Origin of the sequence: Natrinema caseinilyticum (genome assembly GCF_024227435.1) — an archaeon.
Classification (GTDB): Archaea; Halobacteriota; Halobacteria; order Halobacteriales; family Natrialbaceae; genus Natrinema; species Natrinema caseinilyticum.
The window spans coordinates 2,598,229-2,624,520 of the sequence record NZ_CP100445.1 but is presented as its reverse complement, the minus strand read 5'-3'; the positions used below and the strand labels follow the sequence as shown (position 1 = coordinate 2,624,520).

The following is a 26,292-nucleotide window of genomic DNA, read 5'->3' as shown; positions in this document are numbered from 1 at the left end:
GACCCGTCAGGACCTCCTGAAGTCGTGTACGCAGCGCGGGCCGATGTCGCGCCCGTCTGCAAGGTCACTCACCCCAGTCCTCTTCGAGCTCGGGGGCTCGCTCGAGGACTGGCGGCTCGGTGTCGACGACTTCCAGTTCGGCGCCACAGGTCGTACAGTCAACGATCTCTCCGACTTCCAGATCGTCGTGCAGGGACACCTCCGCCCCACACTCGACGCATTCGGTCATTGTATTCGCACGTGGGAGCCGGGCTCCCTTAAAGCCTTCGAACTTAACAGCAAAATTATACTATCCGCACCCCACTCTAACGGACCGTAGACGCTATCATACCGCAGGTTTACTTTGACATATCATCAATTAGGTAATTCATCCCCCCGCGGGGATCGTCGTCGAACCGGCCGACCGGCGACCCGAGAGAGCGCCGGCGGTTCCGCCACCGGTGGCCGAGCGACCACGTCACACATACTCGTTCACCTCCGAGCGTAACGCTTCGTGTGCCGCCTCGAGCGCCCCGATCAGCTCCCCGCGTTCGTCTTCGTCCGCCGCGAGGGACTCGCGGGCGGACTCGAGTTGTCTCTCGACCGCGTCGGGGGCGGGCCCGCCCCGCGAGTCGCGGCTCGCGACGCTCGCTGCGGGATCGAGCGCGTCCTCGACGGCGGCCGGATCGACGTGAGCCGCGAGCGATTCGCCGAGCACGTCGTGTGCCGCGGACTCGAGCGCATCGTAGTCCGCGCCGTTCTCCGCGGCGACGGCGACCAGTTCGTGCGCCGTCCTGAAGGGGAGGCCGTTCGCGGCCAGTAGATCCGCGACGCCGGTCGCCGTCGAGAACCCCTCGCCAGCTTCCGCCGCCAGCACCTGCTCGTTCCAGTCGGCCGTCGCGATCGCACCGGCCGCGACCTCGCTCGCCTCGGTAACTGCATCGACCGTCTCCCAGGCGTAAGTCGTCGCCCGCTGGAGGTCGCGGTTGTACGCGCGCGGAAGCCCCTTGAGCGTCGTCGTCAACCCCTGGACGCCGGCGGCCGCGTCGCCCGCGACCGCGCGGACGAGTTCCAGCGTGTCCGGGTTCTTCTTCTGGGGCATGATCGACGACGTCGAGGAGTAATCGTCAGAGAGGTCCACGAACCCGCGGTTCGCGAAGATTATCACGTCCTCCGCCATCCCGGACAGCGTCGTCGCGTGGGTCGACAGCGCCTGGACCGCCTCGAGCAGAAAGTCCCGACTCGAGGCGGCGTCCATCGAGTTCTCGACGATAACTGCGGAGCGTTGCTCCGCCGAGTTCCCGCTCGCGTCGCTCGCGGGACCGCCGTCGAATCCCAACAGTTCGGCCGTGCGCTCGCGGTCGATATCGAACGTCGTCCCCGCGAACGCGGCCCCGCCTAACGGCGACTCGTTGATCCGAGAATAGGCCGCGAGCAGGCGGTCGGTGTCGCGGCGAACGGCCCCCTCGTAGGCCAGCGCCCAGTGTGCCGCCGTCGTCGGCTGGGCGGGCTGGAGGTGGGTGTAGCCTGGCATGATCGTCTCCGCGTGTTCGTCGGCGACGGTCACCAGCGACTCGCGCAGCGCGAGCGTCGTCTCGATCGCGGCGAGGACGTCTTCGCGTAAGCGATACCGGATACAGGCCGCGACCTCGTCGTTGCGCGACCGCGCGGTGTGCATCTTTCCGCCGTCCGTTCCGATACGCTGGATGACGGCCGTCTCGATGGCCTCGTGGACGTCCTCGCCGTCGGGGAGCGAGCCGTGACCGTCGACCTCGATCGCATCGAGGGCGGTCAGTATCTGACCCGCTACGTCGTCGGCGACGATACCCTGCTCGGCCAGCATGACGGTGTGTGCGCGATCGACCTCGAGATCGGCCTCGAAAATCCGGTGGTCCGCCTCGAGCGAGGAGAGGAAGCTCCGGGCGGGGCCGCCGCTAAAACGGTCCCGGCGCACGACACCTTCGTCGTCGGTGCCACCGTCGGCGCCGGCGGATCGACGTCCGGAATCGCCGTCGTGAGCGCTCTCCTCCGTCATGATTACTCGTCTACGTCGGAGCGTAGCTCCGACGAGGACCCGCTCGCGTCGCTCGCGTCACCGCCGCTTCCGTCGGTCGCGAGTTCGACTTCGTCGTCCGCGGCGTTCGCCGCGATCGCCTCGTTGGCGAGGCGACGCTGGAAGCCGTGGTACTTCGCGACGCCGGTAGCGTCTTCCTGGGTGATCTTCCCGACCGTCTCGGTGTCGAACGAAGCGTGTTCGGCGGAGTAGGCCGCGAAGTCGCTGTCGCGAGCGACCGGACGGGCCTGTCCGCCCTCGAATCGGATCGTGACGGTTCCGGTGACGCGTTTCTGAGTCTCCGCGATGAAGCCCTCGAGCGCGCTCACGAGCGGCGCGTCGATCAGGCCCTCGTAGCCCTTCTGGGCCCACTGCTGATCGATCTGCTGTTTGAACTGGCGCTCCTCCTGCGTGAGAACGAGCCCCTCGAGTGCCTCGTGGGCGTTCAACAGCGTCGTCGCGCCCGGGTGCTCGTAGTTCTCGCGGACCTTCAGCCCGAGCATGCGGTCTTCCATCGTATCCGTCCGACCGACGCCGTACCCGCCCGCGAGGTCGTTGAGGAACTCGATCAAGTCGACGGGATCGTACGCCTCGCCGTCGACGGCGACCGGGTAGCCCTGCTCGAATTCGATTTCGATTTCCTCGGTCTCCCCGGTGGGTTCGTCGGTCCACTCGTAGATGTCCCGCGGCGGGACGTAACTGGGATCCTCGAGGTCGTCGCCCTCGACCGAGCGGCTCCAGATGTTGGTGTCGATCGACCAGTCGCCGCCGCTGCCACCCTCCACGGGAAGGTCCTTCTCGTCGGCGTACTCCTGTTCCCACTCGCGGGTGAGCCCGAGCTCGCGGACGGGAGCGATGACCTCCAGATCCGAGTCGCGCCAGACGGCCTCGAACCGAAGCTGGTCGTTGCCTTTGCCCGTACAGCCGTGGGCGATGCCGGTACAGTCCTGTTCCTCCGCAACCTCGAGGATCGCCTCGGCGATCACCGGCCGGGCGAGCGCCGTTCCCAGCGGGTAGCCCTGGTAGGTCGCGTTCGCGCGAACGCTCTCGAGACAGAGTTGCGCGAATTCCGCTCGCGCGTCGACGACGTAGTGGTCGAGGCCGAGCGCTTCGGCGGTCTCTTCGGCCTCGTCGAACTCGGAGGCCGGCTGGCCGACGTCGACGGTGACGCCGATTACGTCGTCGTATCCGTATTCCTCCTCGAGCAGCGGGACACAGACAGTCGTGTCCAGGCCGCCCGAGAACGCAAGTGCCACGCGGGTCATATCGTACTCGAGTGAAATCCAAGGACGGACTTAAGCCCGTTGGTTTCGATTTCGAAAATAAGCGAGAGAGCGCCTGCTATGCGGAAAAATGCAGTTTTCGAGTCGTCGGAACGAACCGGGTCGAAGGGTGAAGTAGAGTGCGGGCTCAAAGGGCCCGTCGCCGCCGCCGCCGAGCGACGGTCCCGTCGGTACCGAAATCGGCGAGCATCGTGCCGACGGACTGGCTCATTGTACGAGATATGCGATATCGTGGTACTAAAGCCTTTCTTAGTGGGCTCGAACGACCCGTCGGGCTCACCGGATCACTCCTCTTCCGGCAACGCCAGTACGTTCTCCCGGCCGATCCGGAAGACGTCGATCTCGTCGTCCTCGCGCAAATCGCCGACGACCTGACTCGTTTTCGCCTCCGTCCACTCGAGTTCGGAGACGACCTCCTGTTGTTTGATCCGGCCGCCGCGGTTCTCGAGCAGCCGCAGGACCCGTTCCTCGTTGCTCAGCAGTTCCGGGGGCGGGCCGTCAGACGCGGTCGACTCGGCTTCGGACGAGCCGTCGGTCCGTCGGACCGTGGTGGACGGGTCGAACGTCACCGATCCGTTTCGACTGCGTCCGACCAACCACCCGGCGGCGCCGACGACCGCGAGCAGGGCGAGCGACAGCAGGACGATCGCCCAGGGCATCGCCGGTCCCTCGTTGGACGGGGACTCCGTGCCCGCGTTGCCGTTTTTGACCAGGACGATCCGCGGTTGGTCGTCGGTGAACGTGGTTTCCGATCCCTGCCAGGCGACCGAACTGTCCGGTTGGTCGGTCGGTGACGGATCGATCTGGAGTTCCCCCTCGTTCTCGTAGACGCTGTACTCCTCGGGCCAGCGGAACTGCAGGGTCGTCCCGTCATCGAGCGTGAACCCCGAGAGTGCGGCGCCGGCTTCGATCCGGTTCAGTTCGACCAGCGCGAACGACGACCACTGGAACGTCACTTTCGCGTGGCCTATCGCCCGCGGCGCGGGGTTTTCTTCCACGGTGATGGAAATGTTCGAGAGATTCATGTCCCGCTCCGTCCGGTTTTCGCCTTTCACCAGCGTCTCGTTCCACTTCGATCGCTCGCCAGTGACGTACGACTCCGGATCGGATTCGATGTCGCTTCGCAGCCCCTCCCACTGTTCCGCGGTCCTGTTTCCGTCGTCGAGATGGAACCGATAGTCGACGGTCACCAGCGCCGTGCCGTTCTCGGCGATGAAGACGTCGACGTGGATCCGATCGGCATCCTCGAGCCCGATACTCTCGTTTCCGGACTCCTGTAGCGCCGCTCGTTGGGCCCCGAGATCCGCCGCCACAGCAGCCGAACCCGGGACGAACGCGACCGAACAGGCAACCACCACGAGCACGCAAACCAGGGCCCGCAGCCCCCTCACGTCCATTACGGGGACATGCTGTGGCCGTCTAAATAGGTCTTTCCGACCACGGTAGCGCTGCGTTTTTCAAACAGTCGTCCGTACGTGAACGTATGAACGGTTCGCGCGGCGAACTCGAGGTCGAAACGCTGCTCAAACTCGTCCTCGGACTGGTCGCCATATTGCTCGTCCTCGAGATCCTCGAGGCGGCGATCGGCACGATTGCGGGATTGTTCGGCCCGTTCGTCGTCGTCGTCCAGCTCGCGATCGCCGTCCTGATCGTCCTCTGGTTGCTCGATCGGCTCTGAAGAGCCCGCGCGGCCCGGCGACGAGCGACCGTCACTGATCGACCTCCACCAGTCCTCCGCCAATCGACCGCCGCCACTCCTCGGCCGCAGCCACCCCTCGGCCGCCGCCACTCCTCGGCCGCCGATCGTTCGCCGCCGTTCGGACTCGAGGAATCACCAGACTGATACCCGAGCCGACCCTACGTCGGACGAAGTGTACAGCGTCAACGTTCCGGTCCCCGGTCGCGTTCGCCGGCTCGCGGACGACCTCTACCCCGAGGTCGTCGGATTCGAGACCGTCCGCGAAAACCACTCGTGTCTGCTCAAGCGGCTGGGCGACGCCGACCACGTCGCACAGCTCCAACAGCGCGCCCACCGCGCGCTCGAGGGCGCCCCGGCCGTCGAAGCCGAGATCACGGGCATCGACTACTTCGAGGACCCGCCGCTCGGTTCCGCGCCGGTCGTCTATCTGGCCGTCGAGAGCCCCGGCCTCGAGGGGATCCACGCCGACCTCGCCGACGCCTTCGAACCCGTCGAGGGACTCGAGGGACCCGACTACGTCCCCCACGTAACCGTAGCCCGTGGTGGCGACCTCGAGACTGCAACGCGGCTGGCCGCCCGCGAGATCGAGCCAGTCCGGTGGACCGTCAGCGAACTCGAGTTCTGGGACGGGACGTACAAGTTGCCGGTGAGTCGCGTTTCGCTGCCGTCCTGACTCGAGGCGGTGAGAAGAACCGGGACGGCGAGACGACCAATCACGGCGTCGGCGGCTCCCCGTCGTAGGCGTCGTGATCGCCGTAGAAATTCAGCATCGCGAATTTGAGCTTGTCCGGGTCGATGTCGAGTAGTTCCTCGCGTTCTTCGTGCGGGAACGTGCCGTTGACGCTGTACTTCCCGAGGTCGGACTTGGCCCGTCTCGAGTAGCGCCGATCGAGCAGCGCGCGGACGCCGACGTCGTCCGGTGACCGGATAACGCGGCCGAGTGCCTGTCTGGTCTTTCGGACCGTCGGAATCTCGACGGCGTACCGCCAGCCGGTGTCGGTACCGTCGAACGCGACGTCGTAGGCGTCCTGTACCGCCTCCGCCCGGTCGTCCAGATGCGGATAGGGCACGCCGACGACGAGCACGGTGTTTGCGTCGTCGCCGTCGAAACTCACCCCCTCCGAGAGGGTTCCCCACAGCGAGGTACACAGCACCGCGTCGTCGTCCGCGACGAATTCCTGGCGGAGTTCCTCGACCGACTCGCCGGGTTCGTCCAGGTAGACGGTTCGATCGCGTCCGGCCTCGAGCCGGTCGGCGTACCGACCGGCCTCCCCGTAGTTGGGGAAGAACGCGAGCGTGTTGCCGGGAGTCATGCGAACGGCGTCGTCGATCGCCTCCTCGACCGCCTCCTGAACCGCCGGGTCGTCGCGGTCCGAAGCGAACAGCGCCGGGGTCTCGACGGCGTACGTCAGACGGTTTTCGGCGGGAAACTGTAACCCGTACGCCATGGTGACGGCGTCCTCGAGTCCCAGCACGTTCTCGGTGACGTCGAAGGGCTGCAGGGTCGCGCTCATCAGCACGGTCGCGTAGACTTCGTCGAACAGGTGACCGGTCACCTGTCGCGGCAGACACGTGTACAGCTCCGCGTGGCCGTAGATTTCGTCGGTACCGCCGTCCCGAGTGACGGCGACGACCGGATAGAGGCCCTCCTTCGACCCCTCGTTCAGCCACGCGCTGACGAAGGCCGCGGCCTGGAGGGTCTGGCACTCGGTGCGCGTGGCCGTCTCACCCTCCCGATACGCGTCCTCGTACTGTTCGTCCAGTTCCTGGCCGAGTTTCATCGCGGCCTCGAGGTCGTCCTCGATTCCCCGTCCCGAGTACCGCCCCAGGAACTCGAGGGTGAGGTCGTCCCTGCGGTCCTCGTTGGCGATGGACACGTCGGACCAGCCGTCGCCGATCCGCTCGCGGTCGCCGAAGCCGAAGGAGTCCTCGTAGGTCTCGACGAGCGCGCGGTGAAACGCCGAGAGGACGTTCGCGGCGTCCTCGGATCGCGGATCGTCGGTATCCGCGAGTTCGTCCAGCGCCGACTCGACGGTCCGCTCGGAGCAGGTCCTGGTCGCGTGCTCGCGGGCGGCGTCCTCGACGTTGTGAGCCTCGTCGAAGACGGCGATCACGTCCTCGGGATCGCGTCCGAGCCACCTGAAGAACTGCTCGCGGATGGTCGAATCGAGCAGATGGTGATAGTTACAGACGACGAGGTCGACGCCCTCGATCCCCTCCTTTAAGAGTTCGTAGCCGCAGAATCCCTGCCGCTCGGCGTACTCGTAGATCTCGTCGGGCGTGCGGACGTCGTCGAAGAGCCACGCGAAGAAGTCGTCCGTATCCCGAGTGAGATTGTTCCGATAGTAGTCGCAGACGTTCTGGTCTTCCAGCTCCGCGAGCCGGTCTTCGATCGAGTCGAGTTCGTCCATCACCGCCGAACGAGCGTCGGCAGCGGTGCCGTCTCCGTCCTGACTTTCGGCGAGGAGTTCGCGCTGGCGGCGCTCGAGTTGCTCGCGGTCGCGCTCGGCGTCGACGACGGCCCGAGTGTTGTCCCGCAGGGCCTGACACTCCTCGTAGCCGACGTCGATGTGACACATCGAGGATTTTCCCTTGAAGACGACCGCACGGATCTGCTCCTCGCGCGTGATCGCGCGGGCTTCGGCGACGAACTGGCGCATCTGCTGGTGGACGTTCGTCGTGATGACGACCGTCTTGTCCTGTTCGCGGGCGACCTCGAGGGCCGGCACCAGCGACGAGAGGGTTTTCCCGGTCCCGCAGGCACCCTCGAAGAGGACGTTCTGTCCCCGATAGAGGGAGTTGTGGATGCGGTCCATCGCTTCGCGCTGATTCTCGTACGGCTGGTCGTACGGGAAAAAGCGCATGTACCCGGCAGTCTCGGACACACTACGTGATAGGTTCGCGCTGCGATAAAAGGATTCGTCTCGATTCGGCCGTCAGTCTTCAGTCGTCACCGGTTCGCGAGTCGGCCGGCGGCGATGGCGACTACCGGCCGGCGAGCGCACGCTACAGCGACATGAGTATCGAGTGCCTGCTCCCGGTATGGTTATTCCCGGATACGATGCAAGCACCGTCGACGAGTACGCCCTCGAGAGCGCGGGGGCTCACGTCGCCCTCGTCGCCGGGGTCGTTCCCGACGAGTTCGGCCTCGAGCGGAGTGTCAGCGAGCCGCCGGCGGATAGCCTCGCCGAGCCGGTCGATCTCGTCGCGTGCGAGGAGTTGAAAGCGATCGAGGCGGTCCGGATCGCGCTCGCTTACGACCCGTCGGCCCTGCCGCCGGGTGCGAGCCCGACCGACGTTGCGGTCGCCGTCGAAACCGGAGACGACTGGGATCGACTCCACTCGACGGTGGATCTCGAGGAGACGACGGTGACGGCGGTGCTGAACGACCGGCCGCCGGGATCGACGGTGGTGGCGGCCTACGACGAAACGGGCCCGAAAGATGGCGATTAACGCATCCGAGTCGCTCAGGTTTCGGGTTCGATGTAGACCTTCTGGACCTGCTCGTCGTGGTCCATCAGCGCCAGTTCGATCTGGGTGATGCGGCGCTCGAGCGTCTCGGTGTCCAGGTCGGGGTCGAACGCGACGTCGGCGGTGACGAGCAGTTCTTCGGCGCCGAAGTAGACGGTCCGGAAGTCGACGAGGTCGGTGACGCCGTCCCAGTTGGAGATGATCCGCTTGAGGTCGTCCTCGGCGTCTTTCGGCAGGCTCTCGCCGATGATCAGCCGTTTGTTCTCCCACGCGAGGGCGACCGCGAATCCCATGAGCATGAGACCGATGACGAGGGCGGCCCCGGCGTCGTACATCGGATTGCCGGTTCTTCTCGTGAGGTAGATTCCGAAGAGCGCGATCCCGGCACCCGAGAGCGCGATGGTGTCCTCGGTGAGCGCGGTCAGCGTCGTCACGTCGCTGGTTTTGCGGAATGCCTCGCGGAAACTCGTCCAGCCGTATTCCTCCATCTGACGGCTCATCCCCTGGTAGGCCTTCCAGAGCGCGTACGATTCGAAGAGGATTGCGCCGATGAGCACCGCGTAGTTGACGAATATCGGGTCGAACGTCCATCGAAGGAGCGTGACGTCCTCCGTGGCCCGATGGACGCCGCCGTGAGTCAGCGCACTGTAGCCGTGTCGCGCGCTCTCCCAGCCGGCGATGCCAAAGAGCATGACGCTCACGAGGAGGCTGTAGAAGAACTGCGCCTTGCCGTGGCCGAACGGGTGTTCCCGCGTCGCTTCCTGTGCGCCGTAGCGGATTCCGATCAGCAGGAAGATTTGATTGCCCGTATCCGAAACCGAATGGTACGTTTCCGACAGCATCGCGGGGCTCCCGGTGAGCAGGAAGCCGCCGAATTTGAGAATCGCGATCGCGCCGTTCGCGAACAGTGCGGCGAGGACGACGGAGGTGCTACTGGCCATCGGCGACGACTACGAACGGCCCCGTCAAAAGTATAAGCCGTTCTAGAGCCGACGGCGACACCGCCGGGAGCGGCCCGACCCGATCTGGACTGCGATCCGAGCGAACGTGACGTCCGCATCCGAAACGATCCTGTTAGCGGGGGCCGAACGACGACCATGATCGCCATCTTCTCGGATACGCACAGCGTCAGCGGACACGAACTCGAGGGGGAGGCCCTGACCGCCGCGCGTACCGCCGACGTCGTCCTCCACGCGGGCGATTTCACGAGCGAGGTGGCCCTCGAGGCCTTTCAGCGGGAATGCGACCGGCTGTACGCGGCCCACGGAAACGCCGACGATCCGGCGGTCTGCGATCGGTTGCCGCCGGCCCGCGTCGTCGAGGCGGACGGCGTTCGATTCGCGCTCACGCACCGACGGGACGGCGGCGAGACGGGACTCGCGATGTTCGGCCGTTCGCGCGCCGCCGACGTCGTCGTCTTCGGGCACAGCCATCGACCGACGGTCGTCGACGCCGGCGACGTCACCCTGGTGAACCCAGGAAGTCACGCCGACCCGCGCGGGAATCGGCCGGGTTTCGCGGTCCTCGAGCCGGCACGCGGCGAAGACCGAGAGACGAGTGAGACGGCCACCGACCGTCGACTCGAGGGTGCGATTCGGGAACCGGACGGGACGATCATCGAGACGGTCGAAATACGGATGCCGTAACGGGACGAGCGCAACGGAGAACCGGACGCGGTGTCGATCGAGGGCGAGTCACTCGGACGGACCCGGCACGCAACGTCGGTGAGAGCCGACTGCTGATGCGGTATCGACGAGGCTCGACGAAACGACCCGCGGACCGACGTCAGCGGGGGCTTGCGGAACGATGTCAGCAGGGACCGGACGCGCACCGATGTCAGAGGGTGGCCGGTCGCCCGTGGTGGCACCGATTCGTCAGATGGGGGCGACGGGCGAGCCGGCACGGATTGCGGGGCAGGGCGGCTGGCCTCGATCTCGAGGACGAACCTCGAACAGGCCGGTGGCGCGGTGGAGGGCCAACGATCGAGGCGCACGTGACGCTTCGACCGGCGACACGTAATAAGCAGCGCAAGCTAAAACGTCGTTTTTAGCTATAGTTCGTTCCGGGCCGAAAATGGTGAATCGAGGTCGAAACGATTAACCACGCAGACAGTGTACGCGTCGCACATGCTGGATTCCATCATCGGCCTCGTCCCCGACGATCCCGTCATCGTCGCGGTCGTCCTGATCCTGCTCTCGCTGGTGTTCTTCTCCTATCTCCTCTTGCGACGGACCGTCCTCGAGTTCCGCGACGGGATGCGCGGTGGCCGGTAGTCCGAATCTCGCCATCAGACGATTCCATCGTCGAGTCGACCCAGTGCCCGTTCGACGTCGTCACGAGTGATATCGCGGTGCGTACAGAATCGGACCGTCGCCGGTCCGAACGGCGTCGCCAGCACGTCCCGGTCGCGTAGCGCGTCGACGACGGCCGCGGATTCGAGACCCGTTTCCGAAACGTCCGCGAGAACGATGTTCGTCTCCGGTTGCTGGACGTCGAATCCACCGACGGCGTCCAGCCCATCGGCCAGCAGTCGCGCGTTCTCGTGGTCCGTCTCGAGGTCGGCGACGTTCTCGAGGGCACAGAGCGCGGGGCCCGCGACGATCCCGGCCTGGCGCATCCCGCCCCCGAACAGCTTTCGCGTGCGGCGGGCGCGCTCGATGAATCCCTCGCTACCCGCGAGCACGGAGCCGACGGGCGCCCCCAGCCCCTTCGAGAGCGACACCATGACGGAGTCGACGGAGTCGGTAAACGCCGTGACCGGAACGGAACGCGCCGTCGCCGCGTTGAACAATCGCGCCCCGTCGAGATGCACGGCGACGCCGCGTTCGCGGGCCGCCGTCGCGGCCGCGGCGATCGGACCCGGTTCGATCGCGAGACCGCCGCGAGCGTTGTGCGTGTTCTCGAGGCAGAGCAGTCCGGTCCCGGGCCGGTGCAGGTCCTCCTCGACCGACGCGGCGGCGATTCGCTCGGGCGACGGAACCCCGCGGTCGGCATCGAGCATCCGTACCTGGAGCCCCGAGTGCTGTGCCAGGCCGCCGAGTTCGTACGTCACGACGTGGCTCCGTCGATCAGCGAGGACCTCCTGTCCGTGCTCGGTGTGGACGCGAGCGGCGGTCTGGTTCGCCATCGTCCCCGTCGGGAAGTACAGCGCCGACTCCGTTCCGAGTCGGGAGGCAACGCGAGCTTCGAGTTCGGTCACCGTCGGGTCCTCGCCGTAGACGTCGTCGCCGACGGCGGCCGTGGCGGCGGCCTCTCGCATGGCGTCGTCGGGTTTCGTCACGGTATCCGAGCGAAAATCGATCACGAGTCGGAATACACGGAAGGGACCCAAATAATCGACGTTCGGTCGATCCCCACCCCGCACCGAATCGACGGACCCGCGGAATCGGTGGAACTGACGGAACGCACGAATTTACGGTGACGTGCTTCGACCGAGACGTATGGACGTCGAGGGGACAATCCGCGATGGAGCGGCCACGACTGACGCCGGCGCGGTGGACGAACTCGAGACGAGTGCCGGACGGGTGACGCTTCGGACCACCCATCCCGGCGGTAACGGCCGCGTCGTCGGGGTCGACGGCGACACGATCCGGCTCGAATCCGAACCGCGAGACTCCTCCCGGCGCTGGTTCTACTGGAACGTCGACGTCGAGAGCGACGTCACCCAGACACTCCGACTCGAGTTCCCGAACGACGAAGCGGTCGGACCCCGCGGACCGGCGGTGCGAATGGCGATGCCCTGTGGCGGGCCGATCGGGAACGGCGCGTGGGACGAGTGGCGCTGGCTCGGCGCCGACCACCGCATCGACGCGACCGGGTTCCGGTACGCGTTCGACGCCGGCGAAGGGGCGCAGTTCGCCCTGTCGTTTCCCTATCAGCGCGCCGATTTCGACGCGTTCGCGTTCGAATTCGAGTCCGATCCGCGCCTGACCGTCGAGACGCTGACGACGACCGCAGGCGGGAGAACGGTGCCGGTCGTTCGGCTCGGCCCGTCCGACGCCGACTGCCACATCGCACTCGCAGCCCGCCATCACGCCTGCGAATCGACGGCCTCGTACGTTCTCGAGGGCACCCTCCGGGAACTCCTCGAGAGCGAGGACGCGGGCGCGCTGCTCGAGACGCACCGGGTTCACGCGTACCCGTTCGGCGACCTCGATGGGGTCGAACGAGGCGATCAGGGGAAACACCGGTCACCCCACGATCACAATCGGGACTACGTCGACGGGAACGCGATCACCGATCTGTCGCCGCTGTACCCGACCACCGCGGCGATCGCCGCGGATCTGCGATCACGCGACCCCCTCGCGGTCGCGCTGGATTTCCACTGCCCGTACAAGTGGGGCGGCGATATCAACGACCGGCCGTTCTTCGTGACCGACCCGTCGGCCGCGAGCGCCGAGCTTCGCGGGCTCGCGACGCGACTCGAGGACGTGACGCAGACTCGCTCGAGGGCGGACGAGCCGACGCTCACCTTCGATTCGAGTCCGGGTATCGGGCTGGCGAGTTTCGACGGGCAGTCTGGCCTGCTTTACACGTTCGAACGGTACTGCTCGCAGCTAGGTGCCGAGCCGGCCGCCTCGCTCGAGGTTCCGTACGTCGGGACGGCAACGGACCCCGTGACGCCGACGACCGCGCGACAGTTCGGACGGGATCTCGCCGTCGCACTCGCAGACTGGACGACGGTGAACGGTCGATAACGGGAGCAGACGCGACGAACTCCCGAACCGATCGTCGTGTCGATCGAAACGTTCACCAGAGTGTCATGTGTGGCGTGACGTATGGCTCGCTCTCCGCAGACGGGACCGAATCCGGACGACGGTCGCCCGCCGATCGCCGACGGGGCTGGCAACAACGGGTCGAGCCCCTTCGTTCGCCACGTCTCCCGCGTCGTCGACCGGTTCGAGGATCTCGCGGCGTTCGCCCTGGTGCCCCTGTTTGCAGCACTGCTCGACGTCGAGAAAGTCCGACGAGCGCTCGCCCCCGCCGGTCGCGGCTTTTCCATCAATTTCGAATTCGCCTTCCCGTCGCCGCTCGTGACGCTGTGGCGACTCGCCTCTCCACCGGATCCGCCCGCACCGGCCCCACGAACGCCACGCGAAGAGGCATTTGGCACCCCGTCGGTCGGCGACGGTTCGCCAGGAGCGTTGCCGACCGGTGATTCGACGATTCCCGAACGGACGGACACCGGCGGGACCGACGTGACGATCGAGACGCCCGTCGAAACCATCGACGTCCCTCTCGAGGCAATCGGCGTGGAGATGCTCGGGTTGATCGGACTCGCGCTCGTCGCGTACGCAGTTCTGCTGGGGATACTGATGGCGGGCTACGTGGGCGGAATCGATCGACGGCTCCGTAACGAGCCGATCGCCGTGGGCTCGTGTCTCGTCACCTACGCGCCGCGGTTCGTTCTGTACAACCTCGTCGGATTCGGCGCGTTTCTTCTGGTGCTTCCCGCTTTCGTTCTCGCACCGCCGCTCGTGCTGCTCGCGATTCCGGTGATCGTCGTCCTCAGTTACGTGTTCTATCCGGTGCCGTTTCTGTTCGTCGTCGACGACGCCCCCTTCGTGGAGGCATTTCGCCGGTCCGCACGTCTCACGACTGCGGCCGGGCCGGTTTTCAGGTTCGGCGTCGGCCACCTCGTTGCGGCCCTCGTCGCCTCCGTGGTTCTGTCACTGGTGATGAGCGCCGGCGGTCCGGGATTCCTGCTCGCGCTGCTCCTTTCGTCCCCGCTCTCGCTCGTTCTAACGGCAGCGTCAGTCTCGTTCTTCCAGGAGACGGTCGGCGGTCAGGGCCCGAACCCACCGGGTCGTCCCTCGTCCTCGAGCCGCGAGACTGAAACGGACGCCACCGACGAATACGGGTGGGCCACGGACTGAGATCGTAACGCAGATCGGTCGACGTCTCCTGGGATTCCGGATCACGAACCGTTTTTCCCTCCCCCGATCAATACCGGACCATGGACCCGCGAATCCGCGAACACGCCGAGATCATCGCGACCCACTCGGTCGATCTGAAGGAAGGAGATAACGTCGTCGTCGACGCCCACCCCGTCGCCGAGGACCTGGTCGTCGCTCTCCACGAGGTGATCGGTGACCGAGGAGCCAATCCCGTGACGACGAGCCAGCGAACCGGCAAGCGCAGCCAGCGCGCGTACCTTCGCGCCTCGGACGGCGATTTCGAGACGCCGGAGCACGAACTCGCGCTCATCCGGAACGCCGACGTCTACATCGCCATCCGGGCAAGCGACAACGTCACCCAGACCAGTGACGTCGCCCCCGAAATCAGCGCGGCCCACCAGCAGGCCCACCGGCCGATCCTAGAGGAACGGCTCTCGAAGCGGTGGTGTCTCACCCAGTTCCCCGCACCCGCGAACGCGCAACTGGCCGAGATGAGCACCGAAGGCTACGAAAACTTCGTCTGGGACGCCGTCAACAAAGACTGGGACGAACAGCGCGACCACCAGGAGAACATGGTCGAGATCATGGACTCCGCCGAGGAAATCCGGATCAAAAGCGGCGACACGACCGACGTAACGATGTCCATCGCGGGCAACCCGACGAAAAACGACCACGGCGAGCACAACCTGCCCGGCGGCGAGGTCTTCACCGCACCCCAGCCCGCCAGCGTCGAGGGCGAGGTGCTGTTCGACATGCCGCTGTACCACCAGGGCCGAGAGATAACCGACGTGCACCTCGAGTTCGAGGGCGGCGAGGTCATTTCTCACTCGGCCGCGACGAACGAGGACGTCCTGACCGAGGTACTGAACACGGACGACGGCGCGCGCAGACTGGGCGAACTCGGCATCGGGATGAACCGCGACATCGACCAGTTCACCCACAACATGCTGTTCGACGAAAAGATGGGCGATACGGTTCACATGGCAGTCGGCCGGGCCTACGACGATACCGTCGGCGAGGGCAACGAGGCCAACGATTCCGCGGTCCACGTGGACATGATCGTCGATATGAGCGAAGATTCGTTCATCGAAGTGGACGGTGAAGTGGTACAACGCGACGGGACGTTCCGATTTGAGGACGGGTTCGAGGAGTAGACGTCTTTTTGGTGGAGATTTTTGGTGGAGATTTTTGCGCGAGCGAACGACGTGAGCGAGCGGAAACGGTTCGGTGCGCGTTACTCACCCCGGACCGGAGACTCCTCTCGCCGTTTCATTTCGACCTGATTCGAGACGTAGACGGTGGTGTGTTCGGGAACGTCGTCGGTGACCCACGAATTCGACCCGATCTTCGCGTGGTCCCCGATCGAAATCGGACCCATGACGTTGGCACCGGCGCCGATGACGACGTGATCGCCGATGGTCGGATGGCGCTCGTACCCTTTCTCGAGCATGTGGGGACTCTCCTTTCGGTCCTTGAAATGGAGGGTGCCCAGGGTTACGTCCTGATACAGCCGAACCCAGTCGCCGATCGTCGCGGTTTCGCCGATCACGACGCCCGTCCCGTGATCGACGAAGAAGTGACTCCCGATCGTCGCACCGGGATGGATATCGATGCCGGTCGTCGTCTTCGCCGCCTCCGCGAGCTCCCTCGCGTACTCGGGGGCGCCGTGTCGATACAGCAGATGCGCCACCCGATGGACCGTGACGGCGAGAAATCCCGGATAGCATCGAATGATCTCGAGTTCGCTCTTCGCGGCCGGGTCGCCTTTGTACGCGGCCTCGACGTCGTCTGTGAGTTGCGCGCGGACGTCGGGAAGCCGTTGCAGGACCTCGTCGACGATCGCTCGAGCGTTGGGCTTCGAGTATAATTCGATCCCCGATACGAAGAGGTCCCCCAGCCGATCGAGTTTCTCGCTGACGGCCGAGCGAGTGGCGTACGGTTCCACGCACCAGCACTGCGGGAACAGAAGTTTCCTGAGGAGGGACACTTCCTCGCGGACGGTCGATCTGTCGCGGTCACGTCCCGATTGCTGCGGGACACTGATATCGTCGTCGTCGTACGATCCCAGGAGTGCGTCCTGGACTGGTTCCGTGTGTGTGTCGGTCATTGGTTTTCGAGACAGATATCGTTCTGATTCGTGCCAGTGGTCGCGTACTCGAGAGATTTCAGTACAGATACTGAATTCTGCATATTAATATTTACTGGATTTAGTACGAGTACAACAACTGGAGAGACAGCGAGGCGACCGAACACTGCTCGCAGAAGAGCGGTCTCACAGATCCCGATCGCTTTCTACAGGCACGATCGACGCACGCGTGACGAACGAAGCGAACGGGGAGTCTCGAGCCCCGTTATCGGGCCGGTCTCTCGCCGTCGGCGCGGTGGTTTCGGTGGGAACGCCGAGCGACGAACGATCGGCTGTCCGCCGGAACTCGAGCGAACGAACGGGATAAGAGCCCGGCGGATAAATCAGTCGCGCTCGCGTCCGAGGGCGTCCGGCAGGACCAGGACGACCACGGGGACGGTGGGTGCCCGACGGGGGTCCCGTCGGCAACAGGCTCGCCGGCCGACTCCGGTTCGAACCGACTCGAGACACGACACCAGAACCACGACCGGTGACGGCGACCGTCTCCCGACGGTTCCCTCGAACTCCCCGACCGGCCGCCTATCGGCCGGATTAATAGCGTCGAGCGCGCGAGTACACGTATGGCAGTCCTCGTCGCCTACGACGCTTCGGAACCCGCACAGAAGGCAGTCGAACACGCGTTCACCACGTATCCCGACCACGAGATCGTGCTGCTGCGCGTCATCGAAGCGGCGGACGGGGCCCCGAGCGCCAGCGTCAAGATCGCACAGGATATGATTCGGGAGCGAGAGGAGGAGGTCGCCGAGGAGTTCCCGGACGAGACCTGGGAGATCGTCGGCGATCCCGACCTCGAGTTCCGGACCGAACTCGTCGCCGGGAACCCGTCACGCGAAATCGTCTCGTACGCGGCGGACAACGACATCGATCACATCATCGTCGGCAGCCACGGTCGGTCCGGTCTCTCCCGCGTCTTGCTCGGGAGCGTCGCGGAAAAGGTCGTCCGTCGGTCACCGGTGCCGGTCACCGTCATGCGCTGACTCGACGCTCGAACGGACCCACCGCGAATTCGATCCGCTCGAGGGGTCTCGGCAATCGGACAGAGGTCTCGAGACGACGGACGGCGCGCTCGAGTGTCCGCCGAGGGCCGGTCGTCTCCGGTGAGAGCCGCTACGATGTCGTGAACAGTTCGGCCTGCGCCTGCGCTTCCGACTGCGGATGTTCGTCGCTTCGGTCGACGATCTGTTCCCGAACGGTGTCGGAAAGCGTCGCCTCGGTTGGCCAATCGACCTCGATCAGGTTGCCGGCCGGGTCGCGAACGTACATCTGGATACTGCCGTCGGGGAGCTTGAATATCGGGAGGCGACCGTCCGGGGCCAGTTGCTCGTCGAACAGGTCCTCCGCTCGAGCCAGCCGATAGACCGTCTCGAAGTCGTCGACCGTCAACGCGAAGTGGTGGTACTGCGGGGCCGCGGTCTCCCGGTGGACGAGGTGGAGTTGTCCGTCTCCACAGCGCAGCCACGCGGCCGGAACGCCGAGGTTGGGTGCCTGTACCTGCTCGAGATCGAACACGCGCGTGTAGAACGCCACGAGTTCGTCGACGTCGTCGCCGTACACCGTGACGTGATTGAAACCGATTGCGGCCATCGGTGAAGCGTTCGCGAGCGGCTAATTATAGGTACGGGATGTTCCGGAATTGGTCGTCGCTTCACGTTGTACGGTGACGATACCGGCGGTCGGACGGTTCGGTCGGCGGCGGGCTCACGCTCGAGTGGCTCCGTCGTCGGCCGCCCGACGACGAGCCGGAGGAGGAGTCGAAACCCGCGAATGTGGATCAGTCGACGAGATCGGCGACCATCCCCGAGACGAACTCGAGTTCGTCGTCGGTGACGCCGTGGCCCAGTCCCTCGTACAGTCGCTTCGTCACGGCCGCGCCCATGGACTCGAGCACCGCGGCCGTCTCGTGGACGCGCGCTTCCGGAATGTGCGGGTCGACGTCGCTACAGCCGAGGAAGACCGGCGTCCCCTCGAGGTCGCCGGGGTACTCGTCGTCCAGTTCGTCGCCGATCAACCCGCCGCTCAAGACCGCGAGGCCGCCGTACCGTCGCGGATTCCGGGCGAGGTATTCGCTGGCGAGACAGCCGCCCTGCGAGAAGCCCGCCAGCACGATCCGTTCGGTCGGTATCCCGGCATCGTTCGCCCGTTCGATCGCGTCGCCGATCGCCCGTAAGCCGGACCGACGGCCGGGCTCGTTGCGGTCGACGGGGGCGAGAAACGAGTTCGGATACCAGGTCCGGCGGGCCGCCTGCGGCGCGAGCAGTGCAACGCCATCCCGGTGGACGTCGCGGGCCAGCCGGATCATCCCGCGAGCGGTCGCCCCGCGGCCGTGGGTGAGGACGAGTGCCGCCACGGCGTCCTCGAGGTCCGTCCCGCCCATCACGAGTCGCTGGCCCTGGTGCGGGCCGTCCACGCGGTCACCCGCGCTCATTCGAGACCACCGGTGCCAGCACTGGCGTCGGGCAGGTCGTGTTCGACGACCTCGAGGCCGACCGCCTCGATCGCTCCGCGGAGGTGTTCGTCCTTCGCGTACTCCGCGCCGTCTTCCTCGCGGAGTTCCTGTGCTTTCGCCAGCACCTCGCCGCGGCGGTCGTCTGGGAACTCGTACTTGTCAGTCGAGAGTTCGATGACGAGGCCGTTGTTGTCGCGGGTGTAGATCGAGTGAAAGATGCCGCGGTCGAAGACGTTGTAGTGGTGGCCGGCTTCCTCCAGAGCCGCCATCGTGTCCTCGTACTCGTCGGGCTCGACGCTGAAACAGAGGTGGTGGACGGCGCCGACGCCACCGGGCTGGCCGCGCTGGTTCGACGGGCGATCGTCACTGACGAAGAACGTCAGGATGCGACCGTCGCCCGTGTCGAAGAACAGGTGCGTCTGCGAGGGGTCGTCGAGGTTCGGCTGTCGGAGGACCAGCGGCATCCCGAGGAGGTCGCGGTAGAACTCGATCGTGTCCGCTTCGTTGCTTCCCCAGATCGTAATGTGGTCGGTGCCCGTCATGTGGACGGGGCTGTCGGGCAGTTCTGGCGTGACAGGGTTGGTGGGTTCGGTAGGCATGGTGGGCCGGGTGAGTCGCGTGTCGTGGGTCGTCGATCGTGTGTCGGGGTCGGGTGGCGCCCCGGTTTCTCGCGCCGCGTGTGGTTCTCGGTGCGGGGATTACTCCGCGACGTGCCCCGCGAAGACGCTCGCGGCGTCGTCTGGCACGTCGAAGTCGTGGAAGTGTTCGCCTCGGACGCTCGAGAGGATGTTGAGCGCTGCGGCGGCGCCGTCGCCGACCGAAATCGCGGCCTGCCACTCCTCCGCGCGGACCATCGCGCCGGTCGCGTACACGCCGTCGACGCTCGTCTCCATCTCGACGCCGACGTCGACGGTATCCTCCGAAGAGAATTCGCAGCCGAGGTCCTCGGCGAGGTCGCGGTTGGCTCCCGTCGCGAGGACGACGTAATCGGCCACCTCGCTCCCGTTCTCGGTCTCGACCGCGAACCCGTCGTCGGTCTCGTTGATGGCGGTCACGGCCGCTCCCTGCCGGCGGTCGACGCCGAAATCGTCGACCTGCTGTCGGGCCGTCGCCATGAACTCGCTGCCGCCGACGGAGCCGATCCCGAGGTAATTGAACAGGTGGGCCTTGTGCATCCACGTCTCGTCGGTGTCGAATACCGTCGTCTCGAGGCCGTTTTTCGCGGTAAACAGCGCCGCGCTCAGTCCGGCCGGACCGCCGCCGACAACGATCACCGATACATCGTCCGCAGTCGTCTCGTCACTCATCTGTAGTTGTATTATGTTACTGCAAGGGTATCAATCCAGTAGCAACCCGGGGACAACCACGTAACATCGATGTCAGTGGGTGCGGCGACGAGACCGTGAAACGCTCGCGTTCGGCTGTACGCACGCGATTCCGGCCCGCCGATCGACCGACGGTGCCGGGTAGCCGGCGCTCAGATCGGGCCGAGAACCAGTACCGTCGGGACGACGACGACGGCGGCCTCACGGCGAAGCGACACGCCGCGAGCGGCGGACACGGCGTGAGCCCACAGAAAGCCCGACCAGACCGTACAGCAGACCGCGGCGGCGTTTGCCGCCACGAATAGCGGATCGGTCGCGGGTGGGAACGCGTAGATCCGTGCGGGAACTGTTATCCCGAGACTCCAGATTTCGGTCGGGGTCGCTGGGAACCTGAGGGACAGAACGACGAGCGCGACGACGTTCGCGACGAACTGCGGAACGAACCCCCAGGCGACGAACCTCACGGTCCGGCCGAACCCGCGCTCGCCCGCGACGGGCCACGAGAGCAGGTAAAACACCGCCGTAAACGCGAGCCAGGCGATCAGCGGCTCCGCGACCAGTGTGGCAGCGATGAGACCGACAATTCCGGGCACGGAAACGTCCCACCCCGCCGTGACGTATCTGATCGGCGGAAACGCGTCGAAAACCACCGAATCCGGTATCACCGGCGACCGCAACAGCGAGAGAGCCGGTGGGACCACGCCGAGACACAGTACGCCGATCGCCACGAGGACGCCAGCGGACCGCGACAGTGCGGGCGGTTCCCGATCGAAAAACGCCGCCGGATCGAAGAGGAGGTGTCGCAAGCGACTGGCCATACGGTCGTGTCGGTACTCCGACTACTCATCGGTTCCGGCTCGCGGCCGGTCGCGAGCGGGAGAAACCCATCGGTTCGAGCGACTCGGACGGGTGAACCGTCTCCCGTTTCGGCTCCAGTGCGTCCCCCCTAGTCCCCGACGCCCGTGTACCGACCCGGATCAGGCATTCGTCCGCTCGACCGACCGCGAGAGAAATCGCTGGACGACACATCGCGACTCCGAAAGGATGTACACACGTCGGCAGCGAAGATGGTGATCGTCGTGCGTGAATCCGATGACCAGTGTTTCCCCTTATACGCTGGAACACCACCGACCGACTCTGCCGACATCGTATTTAACGGTAGTGGCCGACATTAATGCGGCGGAACCAATCAGTCAGCCGATACATTTAGGTGTCCCGAGACGGGGCGCTCTCCGAGACCGACGCCGCGCCACTGACGCAGAGCGACGAGTACCGGCCGTTCAGTCCGTCTCCATGGGGAGGTCGGTCCGTCCCCACTCCGACAGCGACCCGTCGTAAACGGCCACCTCGTCCACGCCGAGCAGGGACAACGCGAACGCGGCGTTGCTCGCGGCGATGCCGCCGCCACAGTAGGTGATGACGCGCTCGCTATCGGTCACGCCGGCCTCGGCGAATCGATCGCGGAGTGCCGCTCGAGGGAGATACGTTTTGTCCTCGGGATCGACGAACGCGTCGTCGCCGACGGCCGGAACGTTGACGCTCCCCGGGATTCGCCCCGGACGGCCGTACTTCACGAGGCCGGTCCCGGCGTGATCCTCCGGCCGGAGCGCGTTGACCAGCGAGCACGCGTCGTCGTCGATGGCCTCCAGAACCGCCTCCTTCTCGACGAATCGATCCGGTCGCGGATCGGGTGTGAACGTCGCCTCCCGATCCGCCGACGGGGCGGTGGAGACGGGCCGATCCTCGGCGGTCCACCGCTCCCACCCGCCGTTCAGGATCGCCGCGCGATCGAAGCCGAACGCCCGCAGCAACCACCAGACCCGCGCGGCCCACCCGTTTCCGGCCGCGTCGTAGAGAACGACCCTCGAGTCGTCGCCGATCCCCAACTCCTCCACGGCGTCGGCGAATTTCTCGGGCGACGGTCGTTGATACGGATACGCCGGGTCGGCCGCCGAGAGGTCGGTCGGGATATCCGCGAACACGCTCCCCGGAACGTGACCGCGCTCCCAGTCCGAACGGCCGGATTCGGTTCGCCGCTCCCCCGTTTCGGAGTCGAAGCTGAGGTGAACCGTACAGTCGACGACGCGTAACTCCGGCGCTTCCAATCGGGTCTCGAGCCACTCCGGTTCGACCAGAGACGGGACGGTCTCGATAGTCATCGGTGCCTCCCGCCCGTCGACGGCGCGCGTTGTCGTGGTCGCATTTGATACACCGGTATCGGTGGATCCTCGTCAATATTCGGGTCGGACGGCCGGCGAACGCGAGGCAGAGGGTGGTCTCGCGGTCCGCTCTCGCGGAGAGTAACCGCGATCACCGGTCGGCTGCGTACACTTCGGCCCGTAGGTACGCGAGTCCGATGACCGAATAGAAGAGGCCCAGAGCGGTCGGGACCCACTCGCTCTGGAGCGCGTACGCGCCCGCCTGCACGAGTCCCAGCGCGACCATCGCCAGGCCGATCCCCGTCTTGAGTCGTCGCCGCTCCATACCGTCGTGATAGTACGGCTGGGTGATAAGTAACACGCGGGGACGGAGCGGTATCGGTGGGACACCGACATCGACACGTTGTGTCGTTTCGATCGGTCGGAGAAGACCCTCACTCGCGTTGCGCTGATCTAATGCGACTCGAGGCGGGATTCCGCGGTCCAGTACGTCGGTAGTCGGCCACCACGGGAGCCGTGAGACGACCGTAAACAGGGCCCGTCCTGACGGTGTCGAGGACACCGATCTTCGACCACACTCGCCGGTCACGTCATCACGGAGCGACTCGAGAGAGCGCGTCGTCCGTTCGATACGTCGATTCCGTCGAGTGCCGTCCGTCCGGTATTCGACGACCACGTGTGGGTACGACCAGAGCTCACAGACGGGCCGAATTGGCGGAGGTGACGGATTCGTAGCACTCCGCGGCCGCAGCCAGCGATCAGAAGTCGGCGCCCCGATCCGAAATACAGGTCTCAGGGGCGTGGCGACGTTACGTGCCGGTCGTCAGTACGATGCTCGTTTCGGTACTCACACCGAGTTCATCGGTGACCGTGAGCCGAACCCGCCACTCACCACACGGTTCGTGGAGACCGACGCTGATCCGTTCGCCCGCCGACGTTTCACAACTGTCGGTCGTCCACTCGTAGGAGACGATATCCCGCGATCCGTTCGACGACGCGGAAGCGTCGAGAATCACCGTATCCCCGGCCTCCAAGGTCTTCTCGTCGGCGTTCGGTGGCTCCGTCTCGATGCGAGCCGTCGGTGGTTCGTAGCGTTCCTCGGCAACCTCGACGGACTTCGTCGTCGAGACAGTCCATCCGTACGAGTTCCTCACCGTGAGCGTCACTTCGTGGCGACCGCTCTCCTCGTACGTGTACTCGAGAGGTCGATCCTTATTCATCGTCGTCTGCTCGACCGCCCCGTCGCCGTCGAAGTCCCAGCGATACTCGACATCGTCGGCCTCGGCGTCGAAGTCGCCGAACGCATCCGATTGGTTTTCGAACTGCACGGGCATTTCACGGAGTATCTCGTCGGGGACGACGGCGAACGACGCGGTGGGTTCTGCCGAGGCGGTGGCGTCGCGTCCGGTTTCCAGCGCGGTCACCCCGAGAGCCGCGTTCCCGGTCCGGGAAAAGGCACCGACGTACGCTGTTCCGTCGACTACCGCTGGTGGAGTGATAACCCGCGCGTCCGGTCTCGGTCGGCACTGCCCTACCGGGTCGCCGGTGGTGGCATCGAGTGCGTACATCCCCGCTTGTTCCGTCCCGACGTAAAGCGTCCCGTCGGCGACCACCGGTGAACTGCTAACGGTGACGCTCGAGGGATCGAACTGCCATAGACGGCCGCCAGTGGCAGCATCGACGGCGATCAGTCCGTCACCGTCGAGGAAGAAAACCGCTCCGTCAGCGACGGCGGGCGATTGTTCAGTGTAAAAGCGGGGCGTGAATCCGCGTATCTCCTCCCGCCACTGTTCGGTGCCGTCCGATCCGAACGCGAACAGCGCGTTATTCGTGGCGAAAAACACCCGTCCATTGCCGATCGTTGGCGGTGCGAGATTTCCGGGATGACGGCCTACCCGGGGGAAATCGACACGCCAGCGCCGGTCGCCCGTTTCGGCGTCGACTGCGTACAGCGCACCCTCGCTGGCGTCCGTCCCGACGCCGAAGTACGCGACGTCGTTCGCCACGGCGACGGCCGTCACCTCCATCGGACTGCCGGGAACGTCAGCCCCAGCGGACCACTTGACGGTCCCATCTGCTGCGTTCAGGGCGAATACGAGTCCGTCGTCTGACGCACTGGTAGCGAGAAAGACGGTTCCGTCGGCGACCGTCGGCGAGCCCTCGAAGGTACTCGCGTCGCCGAACGACCATCGTTGGTCGCCGGTACTGGCGTCGAGCGCGAGGAGGGGACCGCCGCGCCCGGCGACGAACACGTTCCCATCGGCGACCGCAGGTGAGGACTGTGCCACCGTCGTGCGGGTACGCCAACGCTCGGTCCCACTAGCGTCTACTGCGTGGACGATTCCCGAGTAACCGCCGTCGGCGGTGCCGCCGTCGCCGGTGTCGTTCGAAACGAAGTACAGCGTGTCGTCCGCCATCGCGGGTGCGGAGGCGCAACCGTATTCCCCGACGGACTGAAACCGCCACGCCGTGTGGAGGGGTTTCGCCGGGCCGGACGTATCAGCGTTTCCGGAATTAGCTGCGTCGAACTGGAGCTGGGGCCAACTCGCGGCAGGGCCGTCCATGGTTTCGGACCCCGCGAAGGACATCGTGTTCAGATAAGCTGATTCCATGCGAAGGCGAACGATCTGAGCCACTGATCAGCAGTTTCTGCGTGAGCGTTACTAAAGCAGTTTGAGAAAGAAGAGGTTCGACGTTTTATCTCCCGAAAGACACGTTTGACACTGTTCCGATTTCCATGTCGTTCGTATCTGAAATCGAGGCCATGCCGTTGACAGGCGTAGTTCAGTGATTTATCCCCATCAACGAGAAACACAGCGTCATCGACATCGTGTTTCTCGCGTAATTCCGTGAAGAATGTACTGGCTATGACCTTATTTCTCGTCGGTTCAAGCTTTGTATGGAGTAATTCGTTTGACTCTGGATCGACAGCGGCGTACAGCCAATACTGTTCATCGTCAAGCCGGATCACCGTCTCGTCAACTGCAACGTGATCCGGGCTTCGACAGGAATCGGGCTGTAGATCTGCCTTGTGAACCCAGTTATGAATCGTCGATCGAGCCCGTTCAACACCGAATATCTCGAGAACACGAACAGTATTCGAAAGCGAGAGTCCAGCAAGATGGAGCTGAATACTGAGCTTCATCAACAGCCGCGGTGTTGCTTCTCGCTCCACAAAATCCAAGTCGAACTGGCCGATACTAGGACTGAGGCGTGCGTTTTCGGGCATGAATCACTTTGAAAACGCCACGCCTCACTCCTTCAGCCTTATCTGAACAGCACCGCGAAGGATCCATCAACGAACAAACCACCACCGAGAACGAACCCGGTCGCACCGAGGACGTTCCGTCGCTTGAAATTCCGCATGCCTCACGTCCAGCGTGTTGGATCAGTTACTATAGGTGGGTTAATCCCGTTTCAACGTCGGTATCCGCGCGGGCTCATCCGCCGGAAATCGTCGTTATTGGCCCTTCTACTTCGACCACACTATGCTACCTGGAAGAATGAAAATTGTGTAAATTACGCTATGTATTGTACTTCCCCAGAGCGTTATTTTTATCAGATTCATTTCGGTAATCACGTCTGCTGCGTATTCGGGCCGTCTCCACCGCAACGTGGCGAATGTCGTCTCCGATTTCTTCTTTCGTCGAAGAGCGGTGAGACGATCCGTGTCGTGTCTCGAGCGACCTTCGATCACGAGGAGTGCCGATAGGAGGCACCCACGAGCGAGTCTGCCCGCAAAATCGACGGGGTGGACCGTTCCAGGATACCGACGGACGGCGTCGAAAGCGCTGGCGGTGGCGAAACCGTTCAGGCGCACGGCGCGCTCACTGC

At 65.0% G+C, this 26,292-nt stretch carries 26 protein-coding genes; 9 read left to right on the top strand and 17 right to left on the bottom strand.

Going from position 1 to position 26,292, the window contains the following annotated elements; genetic code table 11:
- Window positions 1-64: 64 nt before the first annotated feature.
- From lysW to NJT13_RS12840, 4 genes are all read right to left on the bottom strand, one after another.
- Window positions 65-229, bottom strand: a complete 165-nt coding sequence (gene lysW, locus NJT13_RS12855; RefSeq protein ID WP_005554620.1) for a lysine biosynthesis protein LysW — start codon at window positions 227-229, stop codon at window positions 65-67.
- A 228-nt stretch (window positions 230-457) separates the two neighbouring features.
- Window positions 458-2,014, bottom strand: coding sequence for an argininosuccinate lyase (gene argH / locus NJT13_RS12850; RefSeq protein ID WP_254522027.1), 1,557 nt, complete (start codon window positions 2,012-2,014; stop codon window positions 458-460).
- 2 nt (window positions 2,015-2,016) lie between these two features.
- A complete protein-coding gene (locus NJT13_RS12845; RefSeq protein WP_254522026.1) occupies window positions 2,017-3,297 on the bottom strand; it encodes an argininosuccinate synthase in 1,281 nt (426 codons plus the stop codon).
- Between the two features lie 302 nt (window positions 3,298-3,599).
- Window positions 3,600-4,712: a helix-turn-helix transcriptional regulator gene (locus NJT13_RS12840; protein ID WP_254522025.1), complete on the bottom strand. Its 1,113-nt coding sequence runs from the start codon at window positions 4,710-4,712 to the stop codon at window positions 3,600-3,602.
- A gap of 86 nt (window positions 4,713-4,798) precedes the next feature.
- On the opposite strand from NJT13_RS12840, the gene NJT13_RS12835 reads away from it, so the two are divergent.
- Both NJT13_RS12835 and NJT13_RS12830 read left to right on the top strand, forming a co-directional pair.
- Window positions 4,799-4,993 (top strand): DUF7554 family protein, encoded by a 195-nt coding sequence (locus NJT13_RS12835; protein WP_254522024.1) that lies wholly within the window; start codon window positions 4,799-4,801, stop codon window positions 4,991-4,993.
- 193 nt (window positions 4,994-5,186) lie between these two features.
- Window positions 5,187-5,687, top strand: coding sequence for a 2'-5' RNA ligase family protein (locus NJT13_RS12830; RefSeq protein ID WP_254522023.1), 501 nt, complete (start codon window positions 5,187-5,189; stop codon window positions 5,685-5,687).
- Window positions 5,688-5,727: 40 nt separating this feature from the next.
- Here the strand turns inward: NJT13_RS12830 and NJT13_RS12825 are convergent, their stop codons facing one another.
- Window positions 5,728-7,899, bottom strand: coding sequence for an ATP-dependent DNA helicase (locus NJT13_RS12825; RefSeq protein ID WP_254522022.1), 2,172 nt, complete (start codon window positions 7,897-7,899; stop codon window positions 5,728-5,730).
- Window positions 7,900-8,056: 157 nt separating this feature from the next.
- Between NJT13_RS12825 and NJT13_RS12820 the strand changes: the two genes are divergently transcribed.
- Window positions 8,057-8,467, top strand: a complete 411-nt coding sequence (locus NJT13_RS12820) for a hypothetical protein (RefSeq protein ID WP_254522021.1) — start codon at window positions 8,057-8,059, stop codon at window positions 8,465-8,467.
- A gap of 14 nt (window positions 8,468-8,481) precedes the next feature.
- On the opposite strand, the gene NJT13_RS12815 is transcribed toward NJT13_RS12820, so the two are convergent.
- Window positions 8,482-9,426: a cation diffusion facilitator family transporter gene (locus NJT13_RS12815; protein ID WP_254522020.1), complete on the bottom strand. Its 945-nt coding sequence runs from the start codon at window positions 9,424-9,426 to the stop codon at window positions 8,482-8,484.
- A gap of 156 nt (window positions 9,427-9,582) precedes the next feature.
- Between NJT13_RS12815 and NJT13_RS12810 the strand changes: the two genes are divergently transcribed.
- Window positions 9,583-10,131 (top strand): metallophosphoesterase, encoded by a 549-nt coding sequence (locus tag NJT13_RS12810; RefSeq protein WP_254522019.1) that lies wholly within the window; start codon window positions 9,583-9,585, stop codon window positions 10,129-10,131.
- A 480-nt stretch (window positions 10,132-10,611) separates the two neighbouring features.
- A complete protein-coding gene (locus NJT13_RS12805) occupies window positions 10,612-10,758 on the top strand; it encodes a DUF7859 family protein (protein WP_254522018.1) in 147 nt (48 codons plus the stop codon).
- Window positions 10,759-10,772: 14 nt separating this feature from the next.
- Here the strand turns inward: NJT13_RS12805 and NJT13_RS12800 are convergent, their stop codons facing one another.
- Complete coding sequence (locus NJT13_RS12800; RefSeq protein WP_254522017.1) at window positions 10,773-11,789, bottom strand: threonine aldolase family protein; 1,017 nt, start codon at window positions 11,787-11,789, stop codon at window positions 10,773-10,775.
- Between the two features lie 136 nt (window positions 11,790-11,925).
- On the opposite strand from NJT13_RS12800, the gene NJT13_RS12795 reads away from it, so the two are divergent.
- The 3 genes from NJT13_RS12795 (at window position 11,926) to NJT13_RS12785 (ending at window position 15,536) form a co-directional block, all read left to right on the top strand.
- Complete coding sequence (locus NJT13_RS12795; RefSeq protein WP_254522016.1) at window positions 11,926-13,182, top strand: M14 family zinc carboxypeptidase; 1,257 nt, start codon at window positions 11,926-11,928, stop codon at window positions 13,180-13,182.
- Window positions 13,183-13,263: 81 nt separating this feature from the next.
- Window positions 13,264-14,361, top strand: a complete 1,098-nt coding sequence (locus NJT13_RS12790) for a hypothetical protein (RefSeq protein WP_254522015.1) — start codon at window positions 13,264-13,266, stop codon at window positions 14,359-14,361.
- Window positions 14,362-14,441: 80 nt separating this feature from the next.
- The gene (locus NJT13_RS12785; protein WP_254522014.1) at window positions 14,442-15,536 is read left to right on the top strand and encodes an aminopeptidase; all 1,095 of its coding nucleotides are present in this window, start codon (window positions 14,442-14,444) and stop codon (window positions 15,534-15,536) included.
- Between the two features lie 80 nt (window positions 15,537-15,616).
- Here the strand turns inward: NJT13_RS12785 and epsC are convergent, their stop codons facing one another.
- A complete protein-coding gene (epsC, locus tag NJT13_RS12780) occupies window positions 15,617-16,489 on the bottom strand; it encodes a serine O-acetyltransferase EpsC (RefSeq protein ID WP_254522013.1) in 873 nt (290 codons plus the stop codon).
- A 599-nt stretch (window positions 16,490-17,088) separates the two neighbouring features.
- Here epsC and NJT13_RS12775 point away from each other — a divergent pair.
- On the top strand, window positions 17,089-17,505 hold the full coding sequence (locus NJT13_RS12775; protein ID WP_254522012.1) for a universal stress protein: 417 nt from the start codon (window positions 17,089-17,091) through the stop codon (window positions 17,503-17,505).
- A 130-nt stretch (window positions 17,506-17,635) separates the two neighbouring features.
- Here NJT13_RS12775 and NJT13_RS12770 read toward each other — a convergent pair whose 3' ends face one another.
- The 9 genes from NJT13_RS12770 to NJT13_RS12730 form a co-directional block, all read right to left on the bottom strand.
- A complete protein-coding gene (locus tag NJT13_RS12770; protein WP_254522011.1) occupies window positions 17,636-18,112 on the bottom strand; it encodes a VOC family protein in 477 nt (158 codons plus the stop codon).
- A 187-nt stretch (window positions 18,113-18,299) separates the two neighbouring features.
- Entirely contained in the window at window positions 18,300-18,953 is a 654-nt protein-coding gene (locus NJT13_RS12765) for an alpha/beta hydrolase (protein WP_254522010.1), read from the bottom strand.
- Window positions 18,950-19,573: a VOC family protein gene (locus NJT13_RS12760; RefSeq protein WP_254522009.1), complete on the bottom strand. Its 624-nt coding sequence runs from the start codon at window positions 19,571-19,573 to the stop codon at window positions 18,950-18,952. The genes NJT13_RS12765 and NJT13_RS12760 overlap by 4 nt, the downstream gene beginning before the upstream one ends.
- Window positions 19,574-19,672: 99 nt before the next feature.
- Window positions 19,673-20,281, bottom strand: a complete 609-nt coding sequence (locus tag NJT13_RS12755) for an FAD-dependent oxidoreductase (RefSeq protein WP_254522008.1) — start codon at window positions 20,279-20,281, stop codon at window positions 19,673-19,675.
- A 170-nt stretch (window positions 20,282-20,451) separates the two neighbouring features.
- The gene (locus NJT13_RS12750) at window positions 20,452-21,117 is read right to left on the bottom strand and encodes a YIP1 family protein (RefSeq protein WP_254522007.1); all 666 of its coding nucleotides are present in this window, start codon (window positions 21,115-21,117) and stop codon (window positions 20,452-20,454) included.
- A gap of 462 nt (window positions 21,118-21,579) precedes the next feature.
- Window positions 21,580-22,458: a sulfurtransferase gene (locus NJT13_RS12745; protein ID WP_254522006.1), complete on the bottom strand. Its 879-nt coding sequence runs from the start codon at window positions 22,456-22,458 to the stop codon at window positions 21,580-21,582.
- Between the two features lie 151 nt (window positions 22,459-22,609).
- Complete coding sequence (locus NJT13_RS12740) at window positions 22,610-22,783, bottom strand: hypothetical protein (RefSeq protein ID WP_254522005.1); 174 nt, start codon at window positions 22,781-22,783, stop codon at window positions 22,610-22,612.
- A 484-nt stretch (window positions 22,784-23,267) separates the two neighbouring features.
- The gene (locus tag NJT13_RS12735; protein WP_254522004.1) at window positions 23,268-25,070 is read right to left on the bottom strand and encodes an outer membrane protein assembly factor BamB family protein; all 1,803 of its coding nucleotides are present in this window, start codon (window positions 25,068-25,070) and stop codon (window positions 23,268-23,270) included.
- Window positions 25,052-25,687 carry an IS6 family transposase gene (locus tag NJT13_RS12730; protein ID WP_254522003.1) on the bottom strand — a complete coding sequence of 212 codons (636 nt, stop codon included), beginning with the start codon at window positions 25,685-25,687 and terminating at the stop codon, window positions 25,052-25,054. The genes NJT13_RS12735 and NJT13_RS12730 overlap by 19 nt, the downstream gene beginning before the upstream one ends.
- Between the last annotated feature and the right edge of the window lie 605 nt (window positions 25,688-26,292).

What these genes read in the sequence shown, in the direction of transcription:
- lysW (WP_005554620.1), bottom strand. Translation starts at nt 229, where the DNA reads ATGACCGAATGCGTCGAGTGTGGGGCGGAGGTGTCCCTGCACGACGAT.
- argH (WP_254522027.1), bottom strand. Translation starts at nt 2,014, where the DNA reads ATGACGGAGGAGAGCGCTCACGACGGCGATTCCGGACGTCGATCCGCC.
- NJT13_RS12845 (WP_254522026.1), bottom strand. Translation starts at nt 3,297, where the DNA reads ATGACCCGCGTGGCACTTGCGTTCTCGGGCGGCCTGGACACGACTGTC.
- NJT13_RS12840 (WP_254522025.1), bottom strand. Translation starts at nt 4,712, where the DNA reads ATGGACGTGAGGGGGCTGCGGGCCCTGGTTTGCGTGCTCGTGGTGGTT.
- NJT13_RS12835 (WP_254522024.1), top strand. Translation starts at nt 4,799, where the DNA reads ATGAACGGTTCGCGCGGCGAACTCGAGGTCGAAACGCTGCTCAAACTC.
- NJT13_RS12820 (WP_254522021.1), top strand. Translation starts at nt 8,057, where the DNA reads ATGGTTATTCCCGGATACGATGCAAGCACCGTCGACGAGTACGCCCTC.
- NJT13_RS12815 (WP_254522020.1), bottom strand. Translation starts at nt 9,426, where the DNA reads ATGGCCAGTAGCACCTCCGTCGTCCTCGCCGCACTGTTCGCGAACGGC.
- NJT13_RS12810 (WP_254522019.1), top strand. Translation starts at nt 9,583, where the DNA reads ATGATCGCCATCTTCTCGGATACGCACAGCGTCAGCGGACACGAACTC.
- NJT13_RS12805 (WP_254522018.1), top strand. Translation starts at nt 10,612, where the DNA reads ATGCTGGATTCCATCATCGGCCTCGTCCCCGACGATCCCGTCATCGTC.
- NJT13_RS12795 (WP_254522016.1), top strand. Translation starts at nt 11,926, where the DNA reads ATGGACGTCGAGGGGACAATCCGCGATGGAGCGGCCACGACTGACGCC.
- NJT13_RS12790 (WP_254522015.1), top strand. Translation starts at nt 13,264, where the DNA reads ATGGCTCGCTCTCCGCAGACGGGACCGAATCCGGACGACGGTCGCCCG.
- NJT13_RS12785 (WP_254522014.1), top strand. Translation starts at nt 14,442, where the DNA reads ATGGACCCGCGAATCCGCGAACACGCCGAGATCATCGCGACCCACTCG.
- epsC (WP_254522013.1), bottom strand. Translation starts at nt 16,489, where the DNA reads ATGACCGACACACACACGGAACCAGTCCAGGACGCACTCCTGGGATCG.
- NJT13_RS12775 (WP_254522012.1), top strand. Translation starts at nt 17,089, where the DNA reads ATGGCAGTCCTCGTCGCCTACGACGCTTCGGAACCCGCACAGAAGGCA.
- NJT13_RS12770 (WP_254522011.1), bottom strand. Translation starts at nt 18,112, where the DNA reads ATGGCCGCAATCGGTTTCAATCACGTCACGGTGTACGGCGACGACGTC.
- NJT13_RS12765 (WP_254522010.1), bottom strand. Translation starts at nt 18,953, where the DNA reads ATGAGCGCGGGTGACCGCGTGGACGGCCCGCACCAGGGCCAGCGACTC.
- NJT13_RS12760 (WP_254522009.1), bottom strand. Translation starts at nt 19,573, where the DNA reads ATGCCTACCGAACCCACCAACCCTGTCACGCCAGAACTGCCCGACAGC.
- NJT13_RS12755 (WP_254522008.1), bottom strand. Translation starts at nt 20,281, where the DNA reads ATGAGTGACGAGACGACTGCGGACGATGTATCGGTGATCGTTGTCGGC.
- NJT13_RS12750 (WP_254522007.1), bottom strand. Translation starts at nt 21,117, where the DNA reads ATGGCCAGTCGCTTGCGACACCTCCTCTTCGATCCGGCGGCGTTTTTC.
- NJT13_RS12745 (WP_254522006.1), bottom strand. Translation starts at nt 22,458, where the DNA reads ATGACTATCGAGACCGTCCCGTCTCTGGTCGAACCGGAGTGGCTCGAG.
- NJT13_RS12740 (WP_254522005.1), bottom strand. Translation starts at nt 22,783, where the DNA reads ATGGAGCGGCGACGACTCAAGACGGGGATCGGCCTGGCGATGGTCGCG.
- NJT13_RS12735 (WP_254522004.1), bottom strand. Translation starts at nt 25,070, where the DNA reads ATGGAATCAGCTTATCTGAACACGATGTCCTTCGCGGGGTCCGAAACC.
- NJT13_RS12730 (WP_254522003.1), bottom strand. Translation starts at nt 25,687, where the DNA reads ATGCCCGAAAACGCACGCCTCAGTCCTAGTATCGGCCAGTTCGACTTG.